General features: G+C 71.4%; 22 protein-coding genes. 9 read left to right on the top strand and 13 right to left on the bottom strand.

Annotated elements, in window-relative coordinates; all coding sequences use genetic code 11:
- The first annotated feature begins 111 nt into the window (after window positions 1–111).
- Window positions 112–1,110 carry an endonuclease/exonuclease/phosphatase family protein gene (locus tag AB0230_RS15920; protein WP_366376803.1) on the top strand — a complete coding sequence of 333 codons (999 nt, stop codon included), beginning with the start codon at window positions 112–114 and terminating at the stop codon, window positions 1,108–1,110.
- A gap of 213 nt (window positions 1,111–1,323) precedes the next feature.
- Here AB0230_RS15920 and AB0230_RS15925 read toward each other — a convergent pair whose 3' ends face one another.
- Genes AB0230_RS15925 through AB0230_RS15940 form a run of 4 tightly spaced genes read right to left on the bottom strand, consistent with a single transcriptional unit; the run spans window position 1,324 to window position 4,347 of the window.
- Entirely contained in the window at window positions 1,324–2,001 is a 678-nt protein-coding gene (locus AB0230_RS15925; RefSeq protein WP_363577378.1) for a response regulator transcription factor, read from the bottom strand.
- A complete protein-coding gene (locus AB0230_RS15930; RefSeq protein WP_366376805.1) occupies window positions 1,998–3,257 on the bottom strand; it encodes a histidine kinase in 1,260 nt (419 codons plus the stop codon). The genes AB0230_RS15925 and AB0230_RS15930 overlap by 4 nt, the downstream gene beginning before the upstream one ends.
- Window positions 3,258–3,261: 4 nt before the next feature.
- Window positions 3,262–3,690: a hypothetical protein gene (locus AB0230_RS15935; RefSeq protein ID WP_315994064.1), complete on the bottom strand. Its 429-nt coding sequence runs from the start codon at window positions 3,688–3,690 to the stop codon at window positions 3,262–3,264.
- 48 nt (window positions 3,691–3,738) lie between these two features.
- Window positions 3,739–4,347, bottom strand: a complete 609-nt coding sequence (locus AB0230_RS15940; protein WP_366376807.1) for a GntR family transcriptional regulator — start codon at window positions 4,345–4,347, stop codon at window positions 3,739–3,741.
- Window positions 4,348–4,678: 331 nt separating this feature from the next.
- Here AB0230_RS15940 and AB0230_RS15945 point away from each other — a divergent pair, with 331 nt between their 5' ends.
- A complete protein-coding gene (locus AB0230_RS15945; protein ID WP_315994062.1) occupies window positions 4,679–4,885 on the top strand; it encodes a cold-shock protein in 207 nt (68 codons plus the stop codon).
- Window positions 4,886–4,942: 57 nt separating this feature from the next.
- On the opposite strand, the gene AB0230_RS15950 is transcribed toward AB0230_RS15945, so the two are convergent.
- From AB0230_RS15950 to AB0230_RS15970, 5 genes are all read right to left on the bottom strand, one after another.
- Window positions 4,943–7,006, bottom strand: a complete 2,064-nt coding sequence (locus AB0230_RS15950; RefSeq protein ID WP_366376809.1) for a phosphatidylglycerol lysyltransferase domain-containing protein — start codon at window positions 7,004–7,006, stop codon at window positions 4,943–4,945.
- A gap of 36 nt (window positions 7,007–7,042) precedes the next feature.
- On the bottom strand, window positions 7,043–8,239 hold the full coding sequence (locus tag AB0230_RS15955; protein WP_366376811.1) for a hypothetical protein: 1,197 nt from the start codon (window positions 8,237–8,239) through the stop codon (window positions 7,043–7,045).
- On the bottom strand, window positions 8,232–8,918 hold the full coding sequence (locus AB0230_RS15960) for an HAD hydrolase-like protein (RefSeq protein ID WP_315994059.1): 687 nt from the start codon (window positions 8,916–8,918) through the stop codon (window positions 8,232–8,234). The genes AB0230_RS15955 and AB0230_RS15960 overlap by 8 nt, the downstream gene beginning before the upstream one ends.
- Window positions 8,919–9,039: 121 nt before the next feature.
- The gene (nucS, locus tag AB0230_RS15965) at window positions 9,040–9,738 is read right to left on the bottom strand and encodes an endonuclease NucS (RefSeq protein WP_076673136.1); all 699 of its coding nucleotides are present in this window, start codon (window positions 9,736–9,738) and stop codon (window positions 9,040–9,042) included.
- Window positions 9,739–9,782: 44 nt separating this feature from the next.
- The gene (locus AB0230_RS15970; RefSeq protein WP_315994058.1) at window positions 9,783–11,021 is read right to left on the bottom strand and encodes an MFS transporter; all 1,239 of its coding nucleotides are present in this window, start codon (window positions 11,019–11,021) and stop codon (window positions 9,783–9,785) included.
- Window positions 11,022–11,098: 77 nt separating this feature from the next.
- On the opposite strand from AB0230_RS15970, the gene AB0230_RS15975 reads away from it, so the two are divergent.
- The 7 genes from AB0230_RS15975 to mnhG all read left to right on the top strand — a co-directional run bounded on the left by AB0230_RS15975 (window position 11,099) and on the right by mnhG (window position 18,554).
- Window positions 11,099–12,148: a LacI family DNA-binding transcriptional regulator gene (locus AB0230_RS15975; protein ID WP_315994057.1), complete on the top strand. Its 1,050-nt coding sequence runs from the start codon at window positions 11,099–11,101 to the stop codon at window positions 12,146–12,148.
- Between the two features lie 96 nt (window positions 12,149–12,244).
- Complete coding sequence (locus tag AB0230_RS15980; protein WP_366376814.1) at window positions 12,245–15,172, top strand: Na+/H+ antiporter subunit A; 2,928 nt, start codon at window positions 12,245–12,247, stop codon at window positions 15,170–15,172.
- Complete coding sequence (locus AB0230_RS15985; RefSeq protein ID WP_315994055.1) at window positions 15,169–15,750, top strand: Na(+)/H(+) antiporter subunit C; 582 nt, start codon at window positions 15,169–15,171, stop codon at window positions 15,748–15,750. The genes AB0230_RS15980 and AB0230_RS15985 overlap by 4 nt, the downstream gene beginning before the upstream one ends.
- Complete coding sequence (locus tag AB0230_RS15990) at window positions 15,747–17,303, top strand: Na+/H+ antiporter subunit D (protein WP_315994054.1); 1,557 nt, start codon at window positions 15,747–15,749, stop codon at window positions 17,301–17,303. The genes AB0230_RS15985 and AB0230_RS15990 overlap by 4 nt, the downstream gene beginning before the upstream one ends.
- Window positions 17,300–17,914 carry a Na+/H+ antiporter subunit E gene (locus AB0230_RS15995; RefSeq protein WP_315994053.1) on the top strand — a complete coding sequence of 205 codons (615 nt, stop codon included), beginning with the start codon at window positions 17,300–17,302 and terminating at the stop codon, window positions 17,912–17,914. Before AB0230_RS15990 ends, AB0230_RS15995 begins: the two co-directional genes overlap by 4 nt.
- Window positions 17,911–18,177, top strand: coding sequence for a monovalent cation/H+ antiporter complex subunit F (locus AB0230_RS16000; RefSeq protein WP_315994052.1), 267 nt, complete (start codon window positions 17,911–17,913; stop codon window positions 18,175–18,177). The genes AB0230_RS15995 and AB0230_RS16000 overlap by 4 nt, the downstream gene beginning before the upstream one ends.
- Complete coding sequence (gene mnhG / locus AB0230_RS16005) at window positions 18,174–18,554, top strand: monovalent cation/H(+) antiporter subunit G (RefSeq protein WP_315994051.1); 381 nt, start codon at window positions 18,174–18,176, stop codon at window positions 18,552–18,554. Before AB0230_RS16000 ends, mnhG begins: the two co-directional genes overlap by 4 nt.
- A gap of 49 nt (window positions 18,555–18,603) precedes the next feature.
- Here mnhG and AB0230_RS16010 read toward each other — a convergent pair whose 3' ends face one another.
- The 4 genes from AB0230_RS16010 to AB0230_RS16025 form a co-directional block, all read right to left on the bottom strand.
- Window positions 18,604–20,280, bottom strand: a complete 1,677-nt coding sequence (locus AB0230_RS16010) for an FAD-binding dehydrogenase (protein WP_315994050.1) — start codon at window positions 20,278–20,280, stop codon at window positions 18,604–18,606.
- A 116-nt stretch (window positions 20,281–20,396) separates the two neighbouring features.
- Complete coding sequence (locus AB0230_RS16015) at window positions 20,397–20,939, bottom strand: SRPBCC family protein (RefSeq protein ID WP_363577397.1); 543 nt, start codon at window positions 20,937–20,939, stop codon at window positions 20,397–20,399.
- A 360-nt stretch (window positions 20,940–21,299) separates the two neighbouring features.
- Complete coding sequence (locus tag AB0230_RS16020; RefSeq protein WP_366376818.1) at window positions 21,300–22,007, bottom strand: ABC transporter ATP-binding protein; 708 nt, start codon at window positions 22,005–22,007, stop codon at window positions 21,300–21,302.
- Window positions 22,008–22,038: 31 nt separating this feature from the next.
- A complete protein-coding gene (locus AB0230_RS16025; RefSeq protein WP_366376820.1) occupies window positions 22,039–23,502 on the bottom strand; it encodes an ABC transporter permease in 1,464 nt (487 codons plus the stop codon).
- Window positions 23,503–23,592 lie beyond the last annotated feature (90 nt).

Genomic DNA, 23,592 nt, shown 5'->3' on the forward strand with positions numbered 1-23,592 from the left:
CCGCGTCCCGGGCCCTCGCGCGTCGTGACGGCGACGTCGATCCGGCGTCCGAGCACGCCGCCGTCTCAGCGGACGTGCGAACCGCGTGACGGGCGCGCTTTACTGATCAGGATGCCGACCAGACCCCGCCCCTCGTTCGTCATCGCGCTGCTGCTCGGTGCGGTCGCGGCCGCCGCCGCCATCTGGCCCCAGGGGATCGGCATCCATCGTCTCCCGCTCGTCGCCAACGCCATCTCCCTCCGGGCTCCACTGGCCATCGGCCTCGCCGTGGCGGCCCTCGCGTGCGCGGCGATCGCGGTGCGACGTCGTCGCTGGGGAGTTTCGGCGGCCCTCGCCCTCTCGCTCGTCGCGGCGGCGGTGGGTAACGGCGTCGTGCTCGCGGTGCGCGGCCCGGGCGCGGCCGTGCCCGACGGGGAGCTCACCGTCATGGCCTGGAACACCTTCGGAGGATCCGTCTCGCCGGAGCGGATCGCGCGCGCCGTACGGGAGACGGGCGCGGACGTCGTGAGCCTGCCCGAGACGGATGCCTTCGCCGCGGCGGAGGTGGTCGGCATCCTGCAGGCGAGTGGAGTCTCGATGCGCCACGACACGGTGTGGGCGGCGGAGGGCGGCGAGACGATCCCCACCTCGATCCTCATCTCCGACACGCTCGGCGTCTACACGCGAGACGTCCGCGCGGGATCGACGCCCGGACTGCCGAGCGGCCTGTGGCGCCCGGTCGACGGCGGGGGACCGACGCTCGTCGCCGCGCATCCGATGCCTCCCCTGCCCGCAGTCCTGGATGAGTGGGACGCCGGGCTGGCCTGGATCGCCGATGCCTGCGCCGCCGCCGATGTGATCGTCGCGGGCGACCTCAACGCGACCGTCGACCACTTCGACGGCTACGGCGCCGCCGGAGGCGATCAGGGCGGATGCCGCGATGCCGCCGCCGCCGCCGGCTCGGCCGCTGTGGGAACGTGGCCCGTCCGGCTCCCGGCGCTGCTCGGCGCCCCCATCGACCACGTGCTCGTCGGCTCGGAATGGACGGTCGACGGGTTCTCCGTCATCGCGGGGTTCGATGACGCCGGAAGCGACCACCGCCCGATCGTCGCGATGCTGTCCCGGCGCTGACGCAGCGGCGTCCGCACGGGACCGGTGTGGCCGCGCGGGGCCGCCCCCAAACTCCCGGCCCCGCGCGGATGAGCGGCGAAGCCACGCCGCTGTGAGCAGCATTCTGGCGCGTTCCCGCCGCCCGCGCGCACCATTCGTCGCGAACGCGGCGCGCGATTCCTCGCGAGGTGCGGAATCCGGCAGGGGGACCGGTCGCGATTTCATCCGTTCGGACTACGCGTCGCGACGATCGAGGCCGTTCCGGGCGCCCCAGAGCGCGAGCTGCGTCCGGTCATCGAGGTGGAGCTTGCGCAGGGCGGCCGCCGTCTGACTCCGTACGGTGTTGACCGAGACGGAGAGATGGCGCGCGATGTCGTCGTTGGAGGTCACGCCGCTGCTCAACAGCCCCACCACGCGCCGTTCGGCGGCGGTGAGCAACTCGAGCTGTGCGGGATCGGCCGGCGTCGGCCGCGCCTCGCGGAGCTCGCGCAGCAGCCGGGGGGCGACGAGTGGCGAGATCGTCGCCATGCCGGCCGCGGTGCCGCGGATGACAGGCAGCAGCTGGTCGCTGTCGTGGCCCTTCAGCAGATACCCGCTGGCACCGGCCTCGAGGGCATCGACGAGGAAGGAGTCGGACACCTCGCTGGTCAGCAGGACCACTCGGCAGCGATCGGCGCGCTCGGCCGTGATCCGACGGGTCGCCTCGATGCCGTCCATGCCGGGCATGTGCAGATCCATGAGCACGACGTCGACGCGCTCGGCTCGCGCCAGGACCACGGCATCCTGTCCGTTCGACGCCTCTCCGGCGACGCGGATCCCCCGGGCGTTCTCGAGCCGCAGGCGGATGCCGCGGCGGACGGTGCGGTTGTCGTCGACGATGAGGACGCTGACCTCGGGCTCGGCGGCTGTCACAGCGAAACCGCGTCGAAGGCGCCGACGGGAGCGCGCAGGGTGACCGACCATCCGCCGTCGTCGCGGGGACCGGCGGTGAGGGTGCCATGGATCAGGTCCACCCGCTCGGCCATGCCGGTCAGTCCCCATCCCAGACCCCCGGCATCCGGCGCCGTGCGGGGGACGAGGGCGGGGGCGTTCCGCACGGCGACATGCAGGGTGGCGGGGGACGCCTCGACATCGACTCGCGTCGCGGCTCCCGGGGCGTGCTTGCTCGCGTTCGTGAGCGCCTCCTGCACGACGCGGTACGCCGTCGTGGAGACCATCGCGGGGAGGTCGGCCATGGATCCGCGCACCTCGATCTCGATGCTCATGCCCCGCGCCGCCCAGAAGTCGCGCAGGCCGTCGAGGGAACGCAGGTCGAGGGTCGGTCCGACGCGCGAGCCGTTCTGGATGCGGAGGTCTCGCAGGGCAGCGTACAGGCTGGCCGACGCGAAGCGCCCCTCGGCCCGCATCTCGGCGATGAGCTCGGTCGCCTGCGCGGTGTCGAGGACGTCGATGTCGACGGCCGCATCGGCGAGGGAGAGCAATCCGGCGAGGTGCTGACCGGCCACGTCGTGGAGCTCTTGAGCGATGCGCGCGCGTTCGAGGGTGGTGACGCGCTCGATCTCGGCGGCATGGCGCTCGGCGGCGGCGGCGAGTTCGTCGCGCGTGCGTCGGAGGACGCGCATGCGCCGCGCCCACCAGATGCCCAGGGCTGCCGCGCCCGCGATCGGGGTGCCGAAGGCGAGGACGGCCTCGAGGACGAAGCTGCCCACGATGCCGAGGGGGACGCCCGTCGAAAGGGCCCACCCGAAGAGGGAGAGGCTCACCGCGGCGACCACCGTGACGGACCACCCGACGGCGACGAGCGGTCGCCTGCTCACGGCGAGGAGGAAGACGGTGACCGCCACCACGAGCGGGAGAGCGGTGAGCCAGCGGGGGATGGACAGGCCGACGACGAGAGCGACGTAGCAGGCCGCGGTGCCGATGACGGCGACCACCGGCGCGCGGGCGCTGAGGAAGAGGAACGCGCTCTGGGCCGCGCAGCCCAGGACGACGAGGGCGACGACGGCGGCCAAGGGAACGGGTCCGTCCCAGGGGAACTCGCCCTCCAGCAGCCCCGCGAGCGGGTTGGTCAGCGCCTGCACGGTGGTGACGAGGAAGACGATCGCGACGAAGACCGCCAGCGAGCGGGGACGCGTCAGGACGCGGGTGAGGTCGTCGTTCGTCGGCACCGCGTCACTCTAGCGTCGGCGGGAGGACGTAGACCACGTCCGCCCCATCGCGTTCGTGCTCGACGAAACCGATGCGCGCGAGCATGTCGTGAGCGGGCTCGTCGTCGACCGACACGCAGGCGTAGAGCGGCCTCTCGGCCTCCCGTACGGTCAGCTGGCGCAGGGCCTCCGTCGGCGCCTCGTCCCCGGCATCCGGTGTCACGGCGAGCAGGATCTCGCGGTCGCCGTCGACGTCCATCGCGGCGGCGACGCCGGAGAGCCGGCCGTCCTCCGAGACCGTGTACACCTCGACGTCGGGGCGGTCGACCCACTCGTCGAAAGAGGCCCGCCCCTCGAAGACACCGCGCGGCCAGGAGGACCTGCTGGCCGACACGGCGTCGAAGGCGGCATCCCGGTGGTCGTCGGTCAGGGCGCGCAGCTCGATGTGGGGCATGCCGTCACGGTAGTGCCGTGGCGCGGTGCGGGGTGAGACCTTGTGCCGTCAGGCGAAACCGTGCAGCGCGAGGAACGTCCAGCTGGCGCCGTTCGCGTCGCGCCTCGCGGTCTGTTCGCGGAGATGCCGGAACAGCGGTTCGCGGGTGTCGTCGTCGATGCTCTCCCATCCGTCCAGATTGCGGCGGAGCACGAGATCGGTCTGCTCGAAGGCCTTCCGGAAGACGACATTGCGCGATTCGGCCACCAGCTGCGAGTACAGGGCCATCATCGCCCCGACATACGTACGCGATGACGGGGCATCGCGGAGGGCGTCCAGGAGAGCGAGCGTCTCGGCGATCTCCTCGTCGGTCGCGCGATCGAGGGCGACGTGCAGCACGCCGGCGATCGTGTGGGCGGCGTATTCGCGCATGTCCGTGCGGGCACGGTCGGTGAGGGAGGCCACACGCGTGTATCTGTTGGCGGCGACCTCGACGAGACCGATGCGTTCGAGGCGCTGGAGGGCCTCGCGGACGGGAGTGCGCGAGATGCCCATGAGTGCGGCGAGTTCGACGTCGCGCAGACGGTCGCCGGGCTGCAGGCGACCGTCGACGATGGCCTCGCCGAGAGAGCGGTACGCCGCGTCGACGAGGGCCGAAGCACGCCGCCGACCATCCATCAGCCGGATTTTACGACTCATCGCTAGCACAGAACATCGACATAACTGACTGATTCTTCGTTTTCGTGTCGCGCGCACGCTCGCGCGCCGGTAAAGTGATCGCCGTCACGCATCGCGTGGCATATCCGGGGGGATCCGTCGACGCCCGGGCTTCGAGCTCTGCTCAGCCCGGGCGTCGTATGGGCTCAGGACAATTCCCCCGTCATTCCGGCGCATTCCTCCGACCGCAACGTTTGTGTCACGGTGCCGTGCGCCGGAGGATTCCGGCCGTTACCGTGGGGGCACAGACCGGCGCGCTCGGCGTCGGCTCAAAGGGGAAAACGGCATCACGATGAGCACGCAGGGCACGGTCAAGTGGTTCAACTCGGAGAAGGGCTTCGGCTTCATCGCCCCCGATGACGGCGGACAGGACGTCTTCGCGCACTACAGCGCGATCCAGTCGGGCGGCTACCGCTCGCTCGAGGAGAACCAGCGCGTGGAGTTCGAGATCGCCCAGGGCCCCAAGGGCCTGCAGGCGGAGGACATCCGCCCGCTCTGACGCCGTCGGCTGCGGCCGATGCCGCCCCGCCCGCACGCTCCTTCGCGGTCGGGGCGATCAGCGTTCCTGGCGGACGAGCTCGACCCCGGCGGCCGCGAACTGCCGGATCGTGGCGTGGGGCAGGAACGCCCGCGTGAGCGCCGCCCCGATCCTCGTGAGGTCCGCCTCGTCGCGGTAGAGGAGATACATCGTCTCGTACCGCGGGTGGAACTTCTGCTTGAAGCGGTGGAGCGACGCGAACCCGTAAACGGGCTCGAGCATGTCGGCCATGCGCGTCTGCAGATCGGCGATGGCCCCGGCATCCGGGGGATACTCGTGAGCCAGAGGAGCGCCCGACAGCGACATGACCTGCGCGCCCTCGGCCGAGAACTGCTGCGCCGACGATCCGATCAGGTATTCCATGACGGGGCCGAAGCCGCCGTCGCGCCGTCGCATGAGGTCGAGGGTCCATCCCCGCACCTCTCCCTCGCCGTAGACCGGTAGCCACGAGAGGAAGCCGTCGACGTCGCCGTCGGGGGAGACGGCGAGGGCCAGGCGCACCTCGGGGTCGGAGGCCTCGTGCAGGGTGCCGAGGGTGAAGCCCATCTCGGGCAGTCCCTTGTCGCCCACCCAGCTCTCGGAGATGGCCCGCAGCTGCTGACGCACGCCCCACGGTTCGTCGGCGAGGCGCGTGAGCCGGAAGGTCATGCCCTCGCGCTGCGCGCGGTTCAGCGACGTGCGCACCGCGCCCCAGGCCTTGCCGGTGAACTGCAGACCGGGCAGATCGACCACGGTGTCGTCGGCGACCACGATGCGGCGCCAGTCGGGGGGAACGGCGGCGCTCGTCGCCCCGCCGGCACTGAAGAAGCAGGGCGCCAGGCCGGCGGCCTCGGATCGCTCGATGAACCGTCGGACGGTGGCGGCGCGATCGGCGTCGGGACCGAGAGGGTCGCCCAGCGCCAGGGCGACCCCCGACCGGCGTTGGTAGGCGACGATGCCGCGGCCGAACCGGGCGTACGACATGCCGTCCCACGTCGTCATCCACGACAGCGTTCCGCCACCGCTGGCACGCAGCTCGGTCTTCACGTCGTCGAGCGTCGGCGCCGGTGCGTCGCCGAGGGCGGCGCGCGGGCGGGCGCGGAACGCCCCGCGCACCAGCACGACGTATACGGATGCCACGACCCACAGCACCGACGACGCCAGCACGCTCGTGACGTCGGTGTCGATCTCGGCCTCGATACCGGACAGACCGACGGCGATCAGGAGGCCGATGACCGCGAGGACGAGCAGGACGTTGAGGAGGCAGTACACCAGGACCACGACCCAGGCCCACCGGCGACCGCGGCGCAGTGACGTGGCGACGACGAGCACGACCGCGGTGTTGATCGCGACGTCGATCCACGATCCGGAGGTCGCCGCCGAGCTGCCGAAGGGACCTGTCATCGGCGCGACGTAGCCGAGGATCTCGAAGGCGCCCAGGCCGCACACCACCACGAAGGCGATGAGCCGCTGTTCGCGCACGCTCACCCGCTGCGGCCGGAGCGAGCGGTCGACGGCGAGCACGAGGCTCACGGCGAGCACGTGCTCGAGGTCGGGGAGGGAGCCGTAGTAGACGAAGGTCACGGCCAGGATCGCGATGAACACGGTCCACGCACGCAACCGCCACGGTGACGGCAGAAGGGCGAGCGCCCCGGCGATGCACGCGAAGACGCCGCCGGAGGGGCCGACGTCGAGGGCGACGGCCTGCTGCTGCGCCCACGCCCACGGCAGCAGCGACGCGAGGGCGAGGAATCCCGCGGACGCCAGGACGGAGAAGAGCTGGCCTCCGGCGAAGAAGACCGCCGTGACGCGGCTACCCCGCCGGTACTCGAAGAACGCCATGATCGCCACGGCGGGCACGCCCGCGAGGTAGACCCAGGGCGCCGAGACGAAGAACGTCCCCGTGACCAGGGTCCACCACCGGCCCTCGGCGAACGCGGGGAGCCCGTAGGCGACATCGGCGTACATCGAGGATGCCGAGAACGGCGACCACAGGCCGCCTCCGATGACCCCGCAGAGGATGAGGACGGTGATCAGCCCGAGCGTGACCGGTACGCGCCGGGCGACGACCGAGAGGCGTCGGATGGGGGAGGAGTCCGCCATAGCGCTCACCATATTGCACGGTGCGGCGACGCTGCCTCAGTCGAGAGCGCCCGGAACGGCGTGCCACGCCGCGCGCGCGTTGGCCAAGGCCTCGGCGGCGTCGGTGGCGGCGCGGGCCGCGGCGAGCTCGCGCCGGGCTCGCGCGAGCTGCAGGCGGTCGGCGATGGGGGGGAGGTCGTCGCGCGCGTCCGCGGCGGCGAGGGCGGCTCGCGCGCACGCGAGCGTGCCGGGAAGAGCCGCGCGAGCGGCCTCGAGCCGCTGACGTGCGTTGACGGCAGCGCCGAGAGCGCGATCGCGCGTCTCGCGCACGCGCGCCACGGTAGCGATCGCCTCGCGCGGGCGGTGCACGGCAGCTGTGGCGGCGGTCTCGAGCTCGCGGGCGGCCGCCCGCAGCATCTCGTCGGCGGACGGAGTGCACTCCGCGGGTCGGGCGCTCGCGATCGCGATCGCTGCATCGAGCTCGTCGCGGGCGGCCGCGAGCTCGGCGTCGGCGTTCTCGGCCGCCTGCAGGGCCATGCGGTGCACGTCTTCGACGGCGCGCCCGTTCCGCTCGGCACGACGCAGCGCCGCGGTCGCGCGACGAAGGACGGAGGGTGTCGGGTCGGTCTCGGCGTCGCGCAGTGCCGCGTCGGCGTCGGAGATCGCCGAGGCCGCGGCGTCAGCGGCGCGCTGTGCGTCGATCCAGTCGGACGCATCGAAGCGTCGGCGCAGCGCCCCGAGCAGAGGATCCGGATCGCCCGTCGCCTCGAGGAGACCGTCGCGGCGCACCCGGGCGGCGTCGCGCAGGGCGGCGGGGAGTCGGCTTTCGGCCGCCCATTCGTCGAGGCGGCTCTGCAGGGCGTCGATCCGCGCGCGGCTCGTGTCGAGGTCCCGGCCGATCCGTCGGGCCTGGTCCCGCCGACGAGCGGGGACGGCGGAGCGGTCGTCCAGCGCCCACAGGTCGGTGAAGCCGCGGTCGCGGGCGCGGTGCGCGGCGGTGCGCCCGCGTCGCAGGTCGGTGGGTGCGTCGGGTGCGTCGAGGGCGTCGACCGCCTCGAAGGCCACGTCGAGGTCGTCGACGGCGTCGTCGAGGCGCCGTAGCGCCTCCGCCGCCTCCGCGACGGCCTCGTCGGCGGCCGCCCGCGCGCGCGGCGATCGGCGCGTCGCCCGCACGACGAGAGCGACCACCCCGGCGACGACGAGCACCGCGACCAGGGCGACGACGAACGGCAGTGCCGCGCCGAGGTCAGGCACCGGCGGGGTCCTCCACCAGCAGCAGAGAGCGCAGCTGCGCGACGTCGTCGACGGCGGCCTGAGCACCGTCGGCCTCGTGGGGCCAGCTGAAGCCCCAGCGGACGAAGATCACCGGCACACCGGCATCCGCCCCGCCTTCGACGTCGTGATGCCGATCGCCGATCAGCACGGGGCGCGAGACGTCGGCCCCCGTGGCGGCGAGACGACGCAGGGCCTCGCGGACGATGTCGGCCTTGGAACTCAGGGTTCGTTCGTCGAGGGTCGCCCCCACGACGGCCTCGAGGTCGGGGGCTACGCCGAAGTGGTTCATGAGCGCCACGACCTGCACCTCGGGCTTGGAGCTCGCGGTCGACTGCGGCACTCCGGCCGCGTGCACATCGTGCAGGAGGTCGGCCACTCCGGGGTAGAGCTGCGCGCTGACGGTGTAGCCCTCGCTCTTGTTGAGCTCGCGGTAGAACACGACCGCCGCGGTCGCCTCCTCGGGGGTCATGCCGACGTTGGCCTGGAACGATTCGAACATCGGCGGGCCGATCCAGTGCGACAGCTCGCCGCGCGTGGGCGCCCGGTGGCCGAAGTGCTCGAGCGTGATGGCCAGACGGCGGAGGATCCCCTCCGATGCGTCGACGAGAGTGCCGTCGACGTCCCACAGGATGCAGGAGAAGGGAGAGCGAACGCGCATACGACCACGCTACCGGCGGAGCCGTGCGGGGTGGGTCTCAGCGTCGGGGCCGTCGCGGGGACGGAGCAGAGCGGTCCGCAGAAAGCCGGCCCCGGGCGTCGAGAGGGACGACCGGGCGACCTCAGAACAGCCGCGGAGCCCCCGACTGCACGCCCTTCATCTCGTCGTAGTCGAGGGTGAGGCACCGGATGCCGCGGTCGGTGGCGAGCACGCGAGCCTGGGGCTTGATCTCCTGCGCCGCGAACACGCCCGTCACCGGCGCCAGGAGCGGGTCGCGGTTGAGCAGCTCGAGATAGCGCGTGAGCTGCTCGACCCCGTCGATGTCGCCGCGGCGCTTGACCTCGATGGCGACCGTGCCGGGACCGTCGTCGTTGCGCAGCAGCAGGTCGACCGGGCCGATCGCGGTGGGATATTCGCGACGGACGAGGGTGAGGTTCTCGCCCACGACCGACACCTGTTCGGCCAGGAGGCGCTGCAGGTCGGCCTCGACGCCGTCTTTGATGAGCCCGGGGTCGACCCCGAGGTCGTGTGCCGTGTCGTGCACGATCTCGTGGATGCGGACGAGGAGGGCGTCACCGGTCTTCGCGTGCGTCACGCGCCACCGCTCGATCACGCCGTCCTCCACGTCGACCTCGTCGGGGTCTTCGCGCGTGAGGCTGCACGGCGGGCTCATCCAGTTCAGCGGCTTGTAGGAGCCGCCGTCGGAGTGCACCAGCAGGCTGCCGTCGTTCTTGTGCACGAGCAGGCGGGTGGCGAGGGGGAGATGCGCGTTGAGACGGCCGGTGTAATCGACGGAGCAACGGGCGATGACGAGACGCACCCGACGAGCCTAATCGCGCTCGCCGGTGTCCGCCTCGTCGGGCGTCAGCGGCGTGCGGCCTCGTCGACCTTCGCCTCGTCGACCACGAGCGGCTTCGCCGCGCCGGAGAAGAGCCCGGATGCCACGATCAGCCCGACCACGATCAACAGGGTGTTCAGCAGGCCGATGTGGTCGCCGATCCAGCCGAGGATGGGCGGGCCGCACAGGAATGCGACGTACCCGATGGTCGCTGCGGCCGCGACGCGGGAAGCGGCCTTGGCGGGGTCGTCCGCGGCGGCCGACATGCCGATCGGGAATCCCAGCGACGCGCCGAGGCCCCACAGTGCCGCGCCGACGAACACGAGCGGTCCGTACGGCGCGAGGATGAACAGCAGCAGACCCACGGCGGCGGTCGCCGCGAGCACGCGCAGCACGATCACGCGGCCGAGGCGATCGACGACCGGGCCGCCCGCGATGCGACCGACGGTCATCGCGACCGAGAACACCGCGAGCACGGCGGGACCCGCCTCTTCGGGGGCGCCGTGGCCGTAGACGACGGCGGAGGGCAGCCAGTCGTTCGCGCTGCCCTCGGCGAAGGCCATGCCGAGCATGATCACGCCGAGCGTGTAGGTGCGCGGTTCGCGCCACGCCTGGAGCGAGGTGGCGAGGCGATCACGCCAGTGCGCGCGCTCCTCGGCGGCGGGGGCGTCCATCGCGACCTCGGCCCGCGGCACGTTCGCCACGGAGACGAAGGCGACCACGAGGATGACGACACCCATCGCGACGCAGTGCGCGAGCACGGGGATCCCCGCGCTGACGGCGACGAATCCCAGGCCTGCGCCGATGACCGTGCCGAAGCTGAAGAACGCGTGCAGCAACGGCATGATGGTGCGGCCGGTCGCCTTCTCGAGGGCGGCCCCCTCGACGTTCATCATCACGTCGACCGCGCCGTTGCCGAAGCCGAAGAGGGCGAGGCCGACGAGGGCGACGCCGAAGACCTGCAGTGTGTCGGCGCCGAACCCGATGACGCCGAGTCCGACGCCGACGAGTACGAGCGCGACGAGCATTCCGGTGCGCGCACCGAGGCGTGCGATCACCGCGGGCGCGATGGAGAGGCCGATGATGGATGCCACGCCCATACCGAGCAGCAGCAGGCCGACCCCGGAGTTCTCGATGCCGAGCGACTCGCGGATGGCGGGGACCCGGGACGCCCAGGTCGAGATGCTCAGTCCGCTCGCCAAGAAGATGGCGCAGATCGCGATGTGCCAGCGCACGAGCTGGGAGCGGGTGAGAGAGGTGAGCATGCCGACACTGTACCGAATCGATTCGACATCGATCGAATCGATTCGGCGGCACCGTGCGTCGCGGGTACGATCGGGCCGTGAGCACCCGCCGCGCCACCATCAGCGACGTCGCCCGTGAGGCCGGCGTCTCCCCGTCGACCGCCTCGGTGGTCTTCAGCGGGAAGACGCCCACCTCTGAGGCGACCCGCGCACGCGTGCTCGCCGCCGCCGATGCGCTCGGTTACACGGGGCCCGATCCGCGCGCGGCCTCGCTGCGGCGCGGTCGCAGCGGGATCGTCGGCGTGGTGTTCGACACGCACCTGGGCACGGCGTTCCTCGACCCCGTCACGACGCACATGATGGACGGCCTGGCCGACGGCGTCTCGCGCCTCGGCGCTGCGCTGCTGCTCCTGCGCGACGACGGCGAGACCGTCAGTGAGCCCTCTCTGCACACCGCACCCATCGACGCGGCGGTTTTGATCGGGTGCAGCCCCCGCATGCGCGATTCCCTCGAGATCGTCCGGGGGCGTGGCATCCCGGTGGTGGTCGTCGAGGGCGACGCGGGCGAGGGTGTCCCGCAGGTGCTGCTCGACAACGCCGAGGCGCAGCGTGCCGCAGCCCAGCACGTCGCCGACCTCGGCCACCGCGACGTGGTCATCGTGACCCTCCCCATCGACACCTCGCGACGCCGCGGATGGGTGACGGCCGACGAGCCCGTCCGCGTCGACGTCACCGCCGACCGCCTGGCGGGTGCGCGCGAGGTGTTCCCCCGGGCGCCGGTGCTCGCCGCGGCGACGAGCTCGATCGACGAGGGGGCGATCGCGGGACGCACCATCTTCGGCGACCCGTCGCGCCGACCCACGGCCGTGATCGCGCAGAGCGATCTGCTCGCCGCCGGAGTCATCCGCGCGGCGGAAGAGGCCGGGCTGCGTGTTCCGCACGACGTCAGCGTCACCGGCTTCGACGGCGTGGTGGTCGACGGCCTCGCGCCTCACGTGCTCACGACCCTCGTGCAACCCGCGACCGCGAAGGGGCGGGCGGCGGGTGAGGCGGTGGCCGCGATGCTGGAGGACGACGAACCCTCCGGCCTCGACCTGACCTGTACGTTCCGCGTGGGGACGACGACGGCCCCACCGCCTACCACATGAGAAACCGTGGTCCACGGACTCTCATGCTCCGCATAGAATAGGTTCGACACCCCGAGAGCCCGGGCATTCGCCCGTCGACCCCGAGGAGGCCCGCACATGCTGATGTTCCTGGGCGCCTTCACGGCTCTCCCTCTGCTCCTCCCGTGGCTCGTCTCGAGGATCGGTGCGCGCGCGTTCTACGTCGCGGCCGTTCTCCCGGCCCTGGCGTTCGCCCACGCCCTGGTGCTCGCTCCCGCCGTGTTCGCCGGAAACATTCCCTTCGAGGAATACCGCTGGATCCCTGCGATCGACGTCTCGCTCTCCATGCGCATGGACGTGCTCGGCTGGATCCTCACCCTCGTCGTCACCGGCGTCGGCGCCCTGGTGATGCTGTACTGCCGCTGGTACTTCCGCGGCAAGACGAAGGGCGTCGGGCAGTTCTCCGCGGTGCTGCTCGCCTTCGCCGGCGCGATGTACGGCCTCGTCCTGACCGACGACGTCGTCGTGCTGGTCATGCTGTGGGAAGTCACGAGCGTGCTCTCGTACCTGCTCATCGGCTACTACCACGCACGTGCCGCCAGCCGACGGGCGGCTCTGCAGGCCCTGTTGGTCACCACGCTCGGCGGCCTGGTCATGCTGATCGGCGTGGTGCTGCTCGTCGTGCAGGCCGGTACCTCGAGCCTGTCGGCCATCCTCGCCGACCCGCCCACCGGCACGGTCGTCGACATCGCCGTGCTGCTGCTGATCGTCGGGGCGTTGAGCAAATCGGCCATCTTCCCCTTCCACTTCTGGCTCCCCGGCGCCATGGCGGCCCCGACCCCGGTCAGCGCGTACCTGCACGCCGCCGCCATGGTGAAGGCGGGCATCTACCTCATCGCGCGCCTCGCGCCGGGCTTCGCCGAGACGCCGTTCTGGCGACCGACGCTGATCGCGCTCGGGGTCTTCACCATGCTGCTCGGTGGTTTCCAAGCCCTGCGCGAGCGCGACCTCAAGCGGATCCTGGCGTTCGGCACGGTCAGTCAGCTGGGCTTCCTGACCGTCATGCTGGGCTACGGAACGCGGGATGCCGCCCTCGCCGGCGCGGCTCTGCTGCTGAGTCACGCGCTGTTCAAGTCGTGCCTCTTCCTCGTCGTGGGCGTCATCGACCGCCAGCTCAACACCCGTGACATCGGGCAGCTGTCGGGTCTTGGTCGGCAGGCTCCCGTCATGGCGACGGCGTCGTTCGTCGCGATCGCATCGATGGCGGGCGTCATCCCGACGCTGGGCTTCGTGGCGAAGGAGACCGCGCTCACCGCCCTCCTGCACGAGGCCGAGGCGGGCGCGGGGTGGGGGACCGTCGCCCTGATCGGAATCGTGCTCGGCTCGGCGCTCACGGCGGCGTACGGCATCCGGTTCCTGTGGGGCGCGTACTGGACCAAGCGCGACGTCGAGACCACCGAGTGGCCCGACCCGCCCATCGGCTTCCTCTCGGCGCCCGTGCTGCTGGCGGCGGGTTCGCTCGCGCTCGGTGTGCTGGCCCCGGTCGTCGACCATTGGCTGGCGCCCTACGCCGACGGTCTTCCCGAGGCGACGCCCGGCGTCGCCGCGCCCGAGTACCCGTACCATCTGGCCCTCTGGCACGGTCTCGAGCCGGCGCTGTTCATCTCGCTCGGCACGCTCGCGCTCGGCGCGGGGATCTTCTGGCTCGTGCGCAAGACGCAGCTGCACAAGCGGCGCCGCGCACTCCCCTTCACGGCGAACGATGTGTACAACGTCGCGCTCCGCGGTATCGATCACTCCTCGGAGTGGGTGACCGCACGCTTCCAGCGGGGTTCGCTGCCCTTCTACGTCGGCACGATCTTCATCGTGCTCGTCATCGCCGAGGGCACGGCCCTGTTCGCCTCGGCCGAGTGGCGGGCGCAGTTGGACGCCTGGCACTCCCCGACGCAGCTCATCGCCGCCCCGCTGATGATCGCCGCCGGCATCCTCGCCGTGCGCGCTCGCAAGCGCTACACGGGCGTTGCGCTCGTCTCGGTCACCGGACTCGGTCTGGTCGTGCTGTTCGCGACGAGCGGCGCCCCCGACCTCGCCCTCACGCAGGTGCTCGTCGAGACCGTCACCCTCGTCGTCTTCGCCCTCGTGCTGCGGCGTCTGCCCGCGCGCATGGGGGAGCAGAACGCCTCCGTGGCGCCGCTGGCCCGGGCCGTGCTCGGCGCGGGCGTCGGTCTCACGATGGCCCTGGTCGCCATCGTCGCGACGGGAGCCCGTCAGGACCTCCCCATCTCGCTCGAGTGGCCCCCGCTGGCGTACGAGATCGGCCACGGCCGCAACGTCGTCAACGTCGCGCTCGTCGACCTGCGCGGATGGGACACGATGGGCGAGCTGTCGGTGCTGGTGCTCGCGGCGACAGGTGTGGCATCCCTCGTCTTCATCACCGATCGCAGCGACAACCTCTCGCGCCGCTCCGGCACCGCGCGCAGTCGGACGGGTCTCGGACGTCGCCGTCCGCTCGTCGAGACCGACAGCGGCGTCCGCGCGCAGCGCGTCGGCGAGACCGGGGCGCCGCGGGCCTGGCTCGTGTCGGGCGCGAAGGTGCAGCCCGAGAACCGGTCGATCCTGCTCGAGATCATCATCCGCGTGCTCTTCCACACGGTGATGGTCATCTCGCTCTACCTCCTCTTCGCGGGGCACAACCTCCCCGGCGGCGGCTTCGCCGGTGGGCTCGTCGCCGGTCTGGGCCTCGTCATGCGCTACATCGCCGGTGGGCGCTGGGAGCTCGGCGCCGCCGCCCCCACCGACGCCGGTCGCCTCCTCGGCGCCGGAATGGCGATCGCCGTGCTGTGCGCCCTGGTGCCGATGTTCTTCGGGTTCGCCCCCCTGCAGAGCTTCACCTTCGAGGGGGAGCTGCCCCTCATCGGTCACTGGGAGTTCGTCACGAGCACGATCTTCGACATCGGCGTCTACCTCGTCGTGATCGGCCTCGTGCTCGACGTGCTGCGCAGCCTCGGCGCCGAGGTCGACCGGCAGTCGCAACTGCCCGAGGACGCGGAGGTGGTGAACCCGTGAACATCTCCCTCGTGCTGGTGATCGTGATGGCCGTGCTCTTCGCGTGCGGCGTCTACGCGATGCTCGAGCGCAGCCTCACGCGCGTGCTCATCGGCTTCCTGCTGCTCGGAAACGCCGCCAACCTGCTGCTGCTCATCGTCATGGGGCGACCGGCCATCGCCCCGTTCTACGACGGCGAGACGGATGCCGCAGAGATGTCGGATGCGCTCCCGCAGGCCCTCATGCTCACCGCGATCGTCATCACGTTCGCGATCTCGGCCTTCCTGCTCGCCCTCATCTACCGCTCGTGGCAGCTCGGTCAGGCCGACACGGTCGTCGACGATGCGGACGACGTCGCCCTGCGCACCCGTACGGCGGAGGAGGTCGAGGACGCGATGGACGAGGAATCGCGCTCCGACGACGACGACGTCACCACCGACTTCGTGGGCGACGTCGCGAACCCGATCCGCGTGCTGCACCAGGGCGATCTGTCGCACCTCGTCGACGACGCGCCGGTCGACCGCGTGGCCGTCCGGCGCCGCACATCCGACGACGACCCCGAGGCCCCCCGCGACCCCCAGGACGGTGATCGCTCGTGAGCGCCCTCGTGCCCCTGCTCGTCGGCATCCCGCTCATCGGCGCCGCGATCAACCTCATCTTCGGTCGTCGCAAGAAGACGCAGATCGTCGTGTCGGTCGCGTCCCTCGCGGCGGTGCTCGTGCTCGGCGCGATCCTGCTCGTCGCGGTCGACACCAACGGCCCCATCGCCGTGGCGATCGCCGCGTGGCAGATCCCCCTCGGCATCGTGCTCTACGTCGACGTGCTGGCCGCTCTGCTCGTGGTCGTCACGAGCATCGTCCTGCTCGCGGTCCTGCTGTTCTCGATCGGTCAGGGGGCGGCCGACAACGACGAGGACACCCCTGTCTCGATCTTCTACCCGGCGTACCTCATCCTGGGCGCGGGCATCTTCAACGCCTTCATCGCCGGCGACCTCTTCAACCTCTACGTCGGCTTCGAGATCCTGCTCGTCGCGTCGTACGTGCTCATCACCCTCGGCGGCACCGAGTCCCGCATCCGCACCGGCGTCGTCTACATCGTCGTGTCGCTGGTGTCGTCGATCCTGTTCCTCGCGGCCATCGCGATGGTCTACGGGGCGCTGGGCACCGTCAACATGGTGCAGATCAGCGAGCGCATGGCGATGCTGCCGCAGGACACGCAGACGATCCTGCACCTCATGCTGCTGCTGGCCTTCGCCATCAAAGCCGCGGTGTTCCCGCTGTCGTTCTGGCTGCCCGACTCGTACCCGACGGCACCGGCCCCGGTCACGGCCGTGTTCGCGGGCCTGCTGACGAAGGTCGGCGTCTACGCGATCATCCGCACCGAGACGCAGCTGTTCGTCGACAACGACATCAACTTCCTGCTGCTCATGGTGGCCCTCGCGACGATGATCGTCGGCGTGCTGGGCGCCGTGGCCCAGGCCGAACTCAAGCGCATCCTGTCGTTCACGCTCGTGAGCCACATCGGCTACATGATCTTCGGCCTCGCGATCAACACACCGCTCGCGGTGGGCGCGACGATCTACTACATCGTCCACCACATCATCGTGCAGACGACCCTGTTCCTCGCCGTCGGGCTGATCGAGCGCCGGGCCGGCAGCACCTCGATCCTCAAGGTCAAGGGACTCATGCGCGCGGCTCCGCTGCTCGCGGTGCTGTACTTCATCCCGGCGATCAACCTGGGCGGGCTCCCGCCGTTCTCGGGCTTCATCGGCAAGTACGCGCTGTTCGACGCCGCGGCCCAGGTGGGCACGCCGGTCATGATCGTGCTCATCGTGGGCGGTATCGTCACCTCGATCCTCACGCTGTACGCGCTCATGCGCGCCTGGAACCTCTCGTTCTGGCGCGAAGACGACGACTCGGCCGAGACGAGCGAGCGCATCGCCTACCTCGGCAACGCCCCCGCGGCGACGATCTCGACCGAGCGACGCACGATCCCGCGCATCATGACCGTCGCGACCGCCGGCATGGTCATCGTCACGATCTCGCTGACGGTGTTCGCCGGCCCCCTTCTCGACGCGTGTCTGCGGGCTGGGGAGCGCATCTACGGCGGGGTCACCCTCGTGCAGCTGCAGGATGCGGAGGACCCGCGATGAGCCCCACCCGCCGCGCGCAGGTGTCGCTTTTCCTGCACCAGCTGCCGCTCCTGCTGTGGCTGATCGCTCTGTGGATGCTGCTGTGGGGCCAGTTCACGTGGCTCGCCTTCGTGACGGGTCTCGTCATGGCGGTCTTCGTCACTCGCGTGTTCCGTCTGCCCCCGGTGGAGCTGTCGGGTCGCATCAACCTCTGGTACGGCGTGATCTTCGTCGTCACGTTCCTCGGTGCCGTCGTCAAGGGGTCGCTGATCGTGGCCTGGCAGGTGCTGGACTTCCGTCGCCAGCCCGGCGCCGCGATCATCGCGGTGCCGTTGCGGGTCGACGACGACGTGATCATGGCCCACACCGCGGTGACGGCATCCCTCATCCCGGGGTCGCTCATCGTCGACGTCGACCGCGAGAACCGCACCCTGTATCTGCACACGATCGGGGTGCGCAGCGAAGAGGATGCCGAGCACCAGCGCCGCATCGTGCTCGGCTGGGAGGCGCGCATCACGCGCGCCGTCGGCTCGCGCGAGGAGCTGCAGGAGCTGCGCGCCCGCATCGCCGACAGCTCGACCCATCACCACAGTTCGATCGAATCGCCGCGAGAGGGGAGGACCCTGCTGTGACCGCCCTCGTCGTCGTCATCCTCGTCGTCTTCGCCGTCGCTGCGGTGCTGGCCCTCATCCGGTTGGTGATCGGCCCGTCGATCCTCGACCGTGCGGTCGCCGCCGACGTGCTGCTCACCGAGGTGATCTGCATCCTCGGTGCCGACATGGTGATCAACCATCACACGCGCTCTCTGCCCGCGATGCTCATCATCGCGGCGGTCGGCGTGTTCGGTTCGATCGCCGTCGCCCGCTTCGTCGCGCGGAAGGAGAACCCGCGGTGACCCTCGAATCGGTGCTCGACACCGTCGCCCTCGTCCTCGTGCTGATCGGCGCCGTGCTCTGCCTCACGGCGACGCTGGGGCTGCTGCGCTGGCGTGACGTCCCGACGCGTCTGCACGCGGCGACCAAGCCCCAGGTGCTGGGCGTACTGCTCATCGTCATCGCGGTCGCGCTGTCGCTGCGCACGTGGGAGGTGGTGGCCTTCGGCATCCCGATCGTGCTCATCCAGTTCGCCACGGCTCCGCTCGCGGCGCACATGGTGGGTCGGGCGGCCTACCGCAACCGCACGACCGACGAGGCGAACCTCTTCGTCGACGAGCTGCAGCACAGGACCGAGCAGCCCGGGTCGACCGGGGCGGAAACGCGGCCGGAGAGCTGACGAGTCGGGCGGCCCTCGCGGCCGTGGCGATTCGGTCGGATGCCCCGGTTCACAGCGCCGCGGCGAGGGCCCGACCGACGGTGCGGCCGGTGAACAGGCAGCCGCCGAGGAAGGTGCCCTCGAGCGCGTTGTAGCCGTGGGCGCCGCCGCCGCCGAATCCCGCCGCCTCTCCCGCGGCGTACAGACCCTCGATCGGGCGGCCCGTGGCATCCATCGCCCGTCCGCTCAGGTCGGTCTGGATGCCGCCGAGCGACTTGCGCGTCACGATCCAGAGGCGCACCGCGATGAGGGGTCCGTGGCGCGGGTCGAGCAGTGCGTGGGGCTTCACGGTGCGGAAGATGCGGTCGCCGAGGAACCTTCGGCTGTTGCGGATGCCCATCGCCTGCGCGTCCTTCGCGTAGGGGTTCACCATCTCGCGGTCGCGGTCGACGATCTGTCGGCGGATCGCGTCCTCGTCGAGCAGACCGTCGCCCGTGAGCGCGTTCATCTTGCCCACGAGGTCGCCGAGGGTGTCGGCGACGACGAAGTCGACGCCCCGGGTCTTGAATGCCTCGACCGGCCCGGGCGCGGTGCGACCGAGCCGACTGCGCAGGAGCAGCCCCAGGTCACGGTCGGTGATGTCGGGATTCTGCTCCGACCCCGACAGGGCGAACTCCTTCTTGATGATCGTCTGGTCGAGCACGAACCACGAGTAGTCGTAGTCGGCGAGGTCGGGGGTGGTGCGCAGCAGGCGCAGGGTGCCGAGCGTGTCGTATCCGGGGAGGCCGGGTGTGGGCAGACGGCGGCCGCGCGCGTCGAGCCACAGGGACGAGGGACCGGGGAGGATGCGGATCGCGTGGCCCGGCCACACCGGCGCGAAGTTCTGCACGCCCTCGGTGTAGTGCCACATGCGGTCGCGGTTGACCAGGCGCACGCCCTGCGATTCCGCGATGTCGAGCATGCGCCCGTCGACGTGCGCGGGGACGCCCGTGACCATCTTCTTCGGCGGGGTCCCCAGCCGTTTCGGCCACCAGGCACGGACGCGGTCGTGATCTCCGCCGATCCCGCCCGTGGCGATCACCACGGCGTGCGCGGACAGCTCGAAGGTCGACACCTCGTCGCGCGACGACGACACCCCGCGCGCGGAGTCGTCGGGGGCGAGGATCGCCCCACGGATGCCGGTCACCCGGCCGTCCGTGAACACCAGGGCATCGACCCGGTGGCGGAAACGGAGATCGAGGGCGCCCTCCGCCGCGGCGGCGCGGGCACGGTCGGCGAACGGCTCGGAGATCCCGGTGCCGGTGCCCCAGGGCACGTGGAAGCGAGGGACCGAGTTGCCGTGACCCGCGGCCGAGAGCGACCCGCGCTCCGCCCATCCCACGACGGGCGTGAAGCGCACGCCGTGCTCGTGCAGCCAGGCGCGCTTCTCGTCGGCGGCGAACTCGACGTAGGCGCGTCCCCACTTCTTCGCCCACTCGTCCTCGGCGTGCGGCCCGTCGAGCCGGTCCCACCCGGCCGAGCCCTGCCAGTCCTGCCACGCGAGGTCGAACGAGTCGCGGACACCGAGCCGGCGCTGCATGGGGGAGTCGACGAGGAAGATCCCTCCGAACGACCAGAACGCCTGCCCGCCGAGGTTCGACGCGTTCTCCTGGTCGACGAGCAGCACCCGCTTGCCGGCGCGCACGAGCTCGTTGCTCGCGACGAGGCCGGCCAGCCCCGCGCCCACGATGATGACATCGGCATCCATCGGTTCCTCCCTCGACGCGTCGGCGGTGATGTGCGTGTTCGCATCATCTCTCGGAACGACCGAGAGGCGCGAGGACCGCGCGGCGACTCAGTGCTGTTCGAGAAGGGCCGTAAGGGTCACACGCCGGCTTCGCGGACGTCTTCCGCCGCTTGCGGTGACGGGGTCCCCTCCGCGGGGTCGGGCGTCTCGGTGCGGTGGTCGAGTTCGCGTGCCTCCCGCTCCTCCCGGCGGCCCTCGGCGAGGAATGCCAGGCGGTTCAGGCACTCGTGGTTGCGCGCCACGAGCATCGGTTTCCACAGCAGCGAGGGCAGCAGGGCGGCGGCACCCGAGACCGGCTCCTCGAGGATCGTCACGGCGATCCCGTCGCCGTGCGGGCGCACATCGATGCGGATCACGCCTCGACCGAGGAGACCGGCTTCCGGCCGCAGCCGGAGTCGTCGCGGCGGGTCCCACTCGACGATCTCGGTCTCGTCGTGGATCATCACGGGCCAGACGCCGAGGGAGTGATGGATGCGGCTGCCCTCGCGGGGCCACTCCGCGTCGACGTCGCGCATGCGGGCGGCGCCGACGACCCACACGGGGTAGAGCCACCCGTCGGACAGCACCGCGAAGAGGTCGTCGGGTGTGCACCGCATGAGGCGGGTGTTGCGGGCGGCCATGGCACTGCATCCCTCCGGTCGGCGTGATTCGACTGTAGGGGTGGATGCCGCGTCCGCGGCGGGACTTGACGGTTCGGTCGGGAGGGGGCGTCGAGGTGGCTGAGCTCGTCGAAGCCACCGGGAGTGGGGGCGCAGGGAGGTGGCTGAGCTCGTCGAAGCCACCGGGGTTGGTGCGGGCCCGGCCCCTTCGACAGGCTCAGGGGCCTCGCGTCGCGAAGGGGCCTCGCGTCGCGAAGGGGCCTCGCGTCGCGAAGGGGCCTCGGCGTTGCGCAGGGCCGGCGCTGCGCCGGGGCCCGGGGTGGAGAGTGGCACCGGGGCGCGAAGGACCACCTCCGCGCCCCGGGCACCTCCGCGCCCGCCTCAGCCGCGCGTGATGTCGGTCACCACGCCCTTCGCCAGGCGCAGCCGGCGGCGGGCGCGGCGGGCCACCGCCGAGTCGTGCGTCACGACCACCAGCGTCAGCCCCTCGGCGTTGAGCGTCTCGAGCACGTCGAGGATCTCGTCGCGCATGCTCTCGTCGAGGTTGCCCGTCGGTTCGTCGGCGAGCAGCACCCGCGGCTGCTTGGCGACGGCCCGCGCGATGGCGACGCGCTGCTGCTGCCCGCCCGAGAGCTCTCCCGGGCGGTGATCGGCGCGGTCGGCGAGACCCACGCGCGTGAGCGCCTCGGTCACGCGTCGGTCGCGCTCGCCGCGATCGAGGCGCAGCGGCTCGAGGCCCATGTCGACGTTCTCCGACGCCGTCAGGGTCGGGATGAGGTTGAAGCCCTGGAACACGAAGCCGATCTCCTCGGCACGCAGGCGGCTCAGCTGCGCGTTCGACGCCCGTGCGATGTCGACCTCGCCGAGGGCCACCGACCCGCTCGAGGGCCGGTCGAGGGCGCCGAGCATCTGCAGCAGCGTCGACTTGCCGCCGCCGGTCGGGCCCTGGATGGTCACGAAGTCGCCCGCGGCGATCTCGAGGTCGATGCCCGCGAGAGCCTGCACGGTGCGATCCCGCTGACGGTACGTGCGCGTCACCTGCGCGAGGCGGTACGCGGTGGCGGTGGCGGTGGGAACGGTGAGGGTCATGATGTCTCCTTCGAAGGACGGGGGATGCCGCTCACGCGACCGAACGGAGGGCGGCGGCGGGGCTGAGGCGTGCAGCACGCCATCCGCCGAACGCTCCGGCGAGCACGCCGCCGAGGACGGCGATGCCGACCGCGGCCACCACGACGACCGGGGTGACGGGGGCGCTGAGGACGATGTCGGTGGCCTGCGCGGCCGCCTGACCGAATCCGCCGGGGCCGCCGGCTCCCGGCCCGCCCTGTGCACTACCGGAGGTGTTCGCGGCGACCGACACGGTCGGCGAGATGACGTTGACCACCAGGATGCCGCCGAGCCCGAGGATCAGACCCGCGACACCGCCGAGCAGGCCCTGGACGAGCGACTCGCCCGCGACCTGCCGCACGATGCGCGCGTTCGACCACCCGATGGCCTTGAGCGTGCCGAATTCGCGCGTGCGGCGGGCGACGCCCGAGATCGTGAAGAGCACCGCGAGGGCCAGGGCGACCAGCAGCACGACGAGGCTGAGCCAAGTGCCGAGGTTCGAGATCATCGTCGAGGCGCTCGAGAGCGACCCCGAGACGGTGGAGGCGAGCTCCGACTGCGAGCTCACCGTCGCGTCGGGCAGCGCGGCGGTGAGCTCGCTCTGCACCTGGTCGATGGCATCCGCCGAATCGGCCTGCACGTACACGGTCGAGACCACGTCGCCGACCCCGGCCAGCGTCTGGGCCACGTCGAGGGGGAGGTAGACGTTCGCGGCGGTGTCGGCGTCGGCCGAAGCCGAGGCGACGATGCCGACGATCTGCATCGCGGTGCCGCCCACGTCGACGGTGCCGCCGAGGCTCAGTCCGGCGCTCGCCGCGTACGTCGCGTCGATGACCGCGACGTTCGTTCCGGCATCCGCTGCCTCCAGGGCACGACCCTCGCTGACCGTGACGGAGGAGAGGGGGCCGACGGATGCCGCCGGGTCGACGCCCAGCACACTGAAGGAGTCCACGCCGAAGGCGCTGCCGCCGTCGCCGCCCGGGCCGCCCGCCGGCGGTTGGCCCATGCCCTGTCCCTGCTCGGTGCCGGTGCCGGTGCCGGTGTCGGCGCTGCGGTCGGGGATCTCGCCCGAGAACGTCGTGTTGGTGAGGGCGAGGGCGCCGGTCGCGGCCGTCACCCCGTCGAGACCCGTCACCGTGGTCACGGTCGACGCGTCGAGCGTGCCGCGCATCATGTCGGTCATCAGGCGCGACTGGCTGAGGGTGGTCGTCCCGTCGCTGGTGGCGCCGTCGTCGGCGCCGAAGTCGAAGCGCGGACCGCCGCCGCCTTCGCCCGGCTCGGTCTGCGCCCCGGTGACGGTGAGGTCGGTGCCGACTCCGTAGACCGACGACAGCGCCTGCGACTGCGCGTCGCGCACCCCCGCCGAGAGCGCGTTGACCACGATGACGAGCGCGATGGCGATCGCGAGTCCGACCGCGACGATCACGGTCTGTTTGGTGCGGCCGGCGAGTTCGCGCCGCAGGTAGGTGCCGTACATGCTTCTCCTTCCGGACGCGGGGTGCGGCCGTCGCAGTGAACGTAGGAACGGCACCCTCACCGCCGCCTCACGCTTTCTATGAAGCGCGTA

Source organism: Microbacterium sp. NPDC089190, assembly GCF_040701795.1.
GTDB lineage: Bacteria > Actinomycetota > Actinomycetes > Actinomycetales > Microbacteriaceae > Microbacterium > Microbacterium galbum.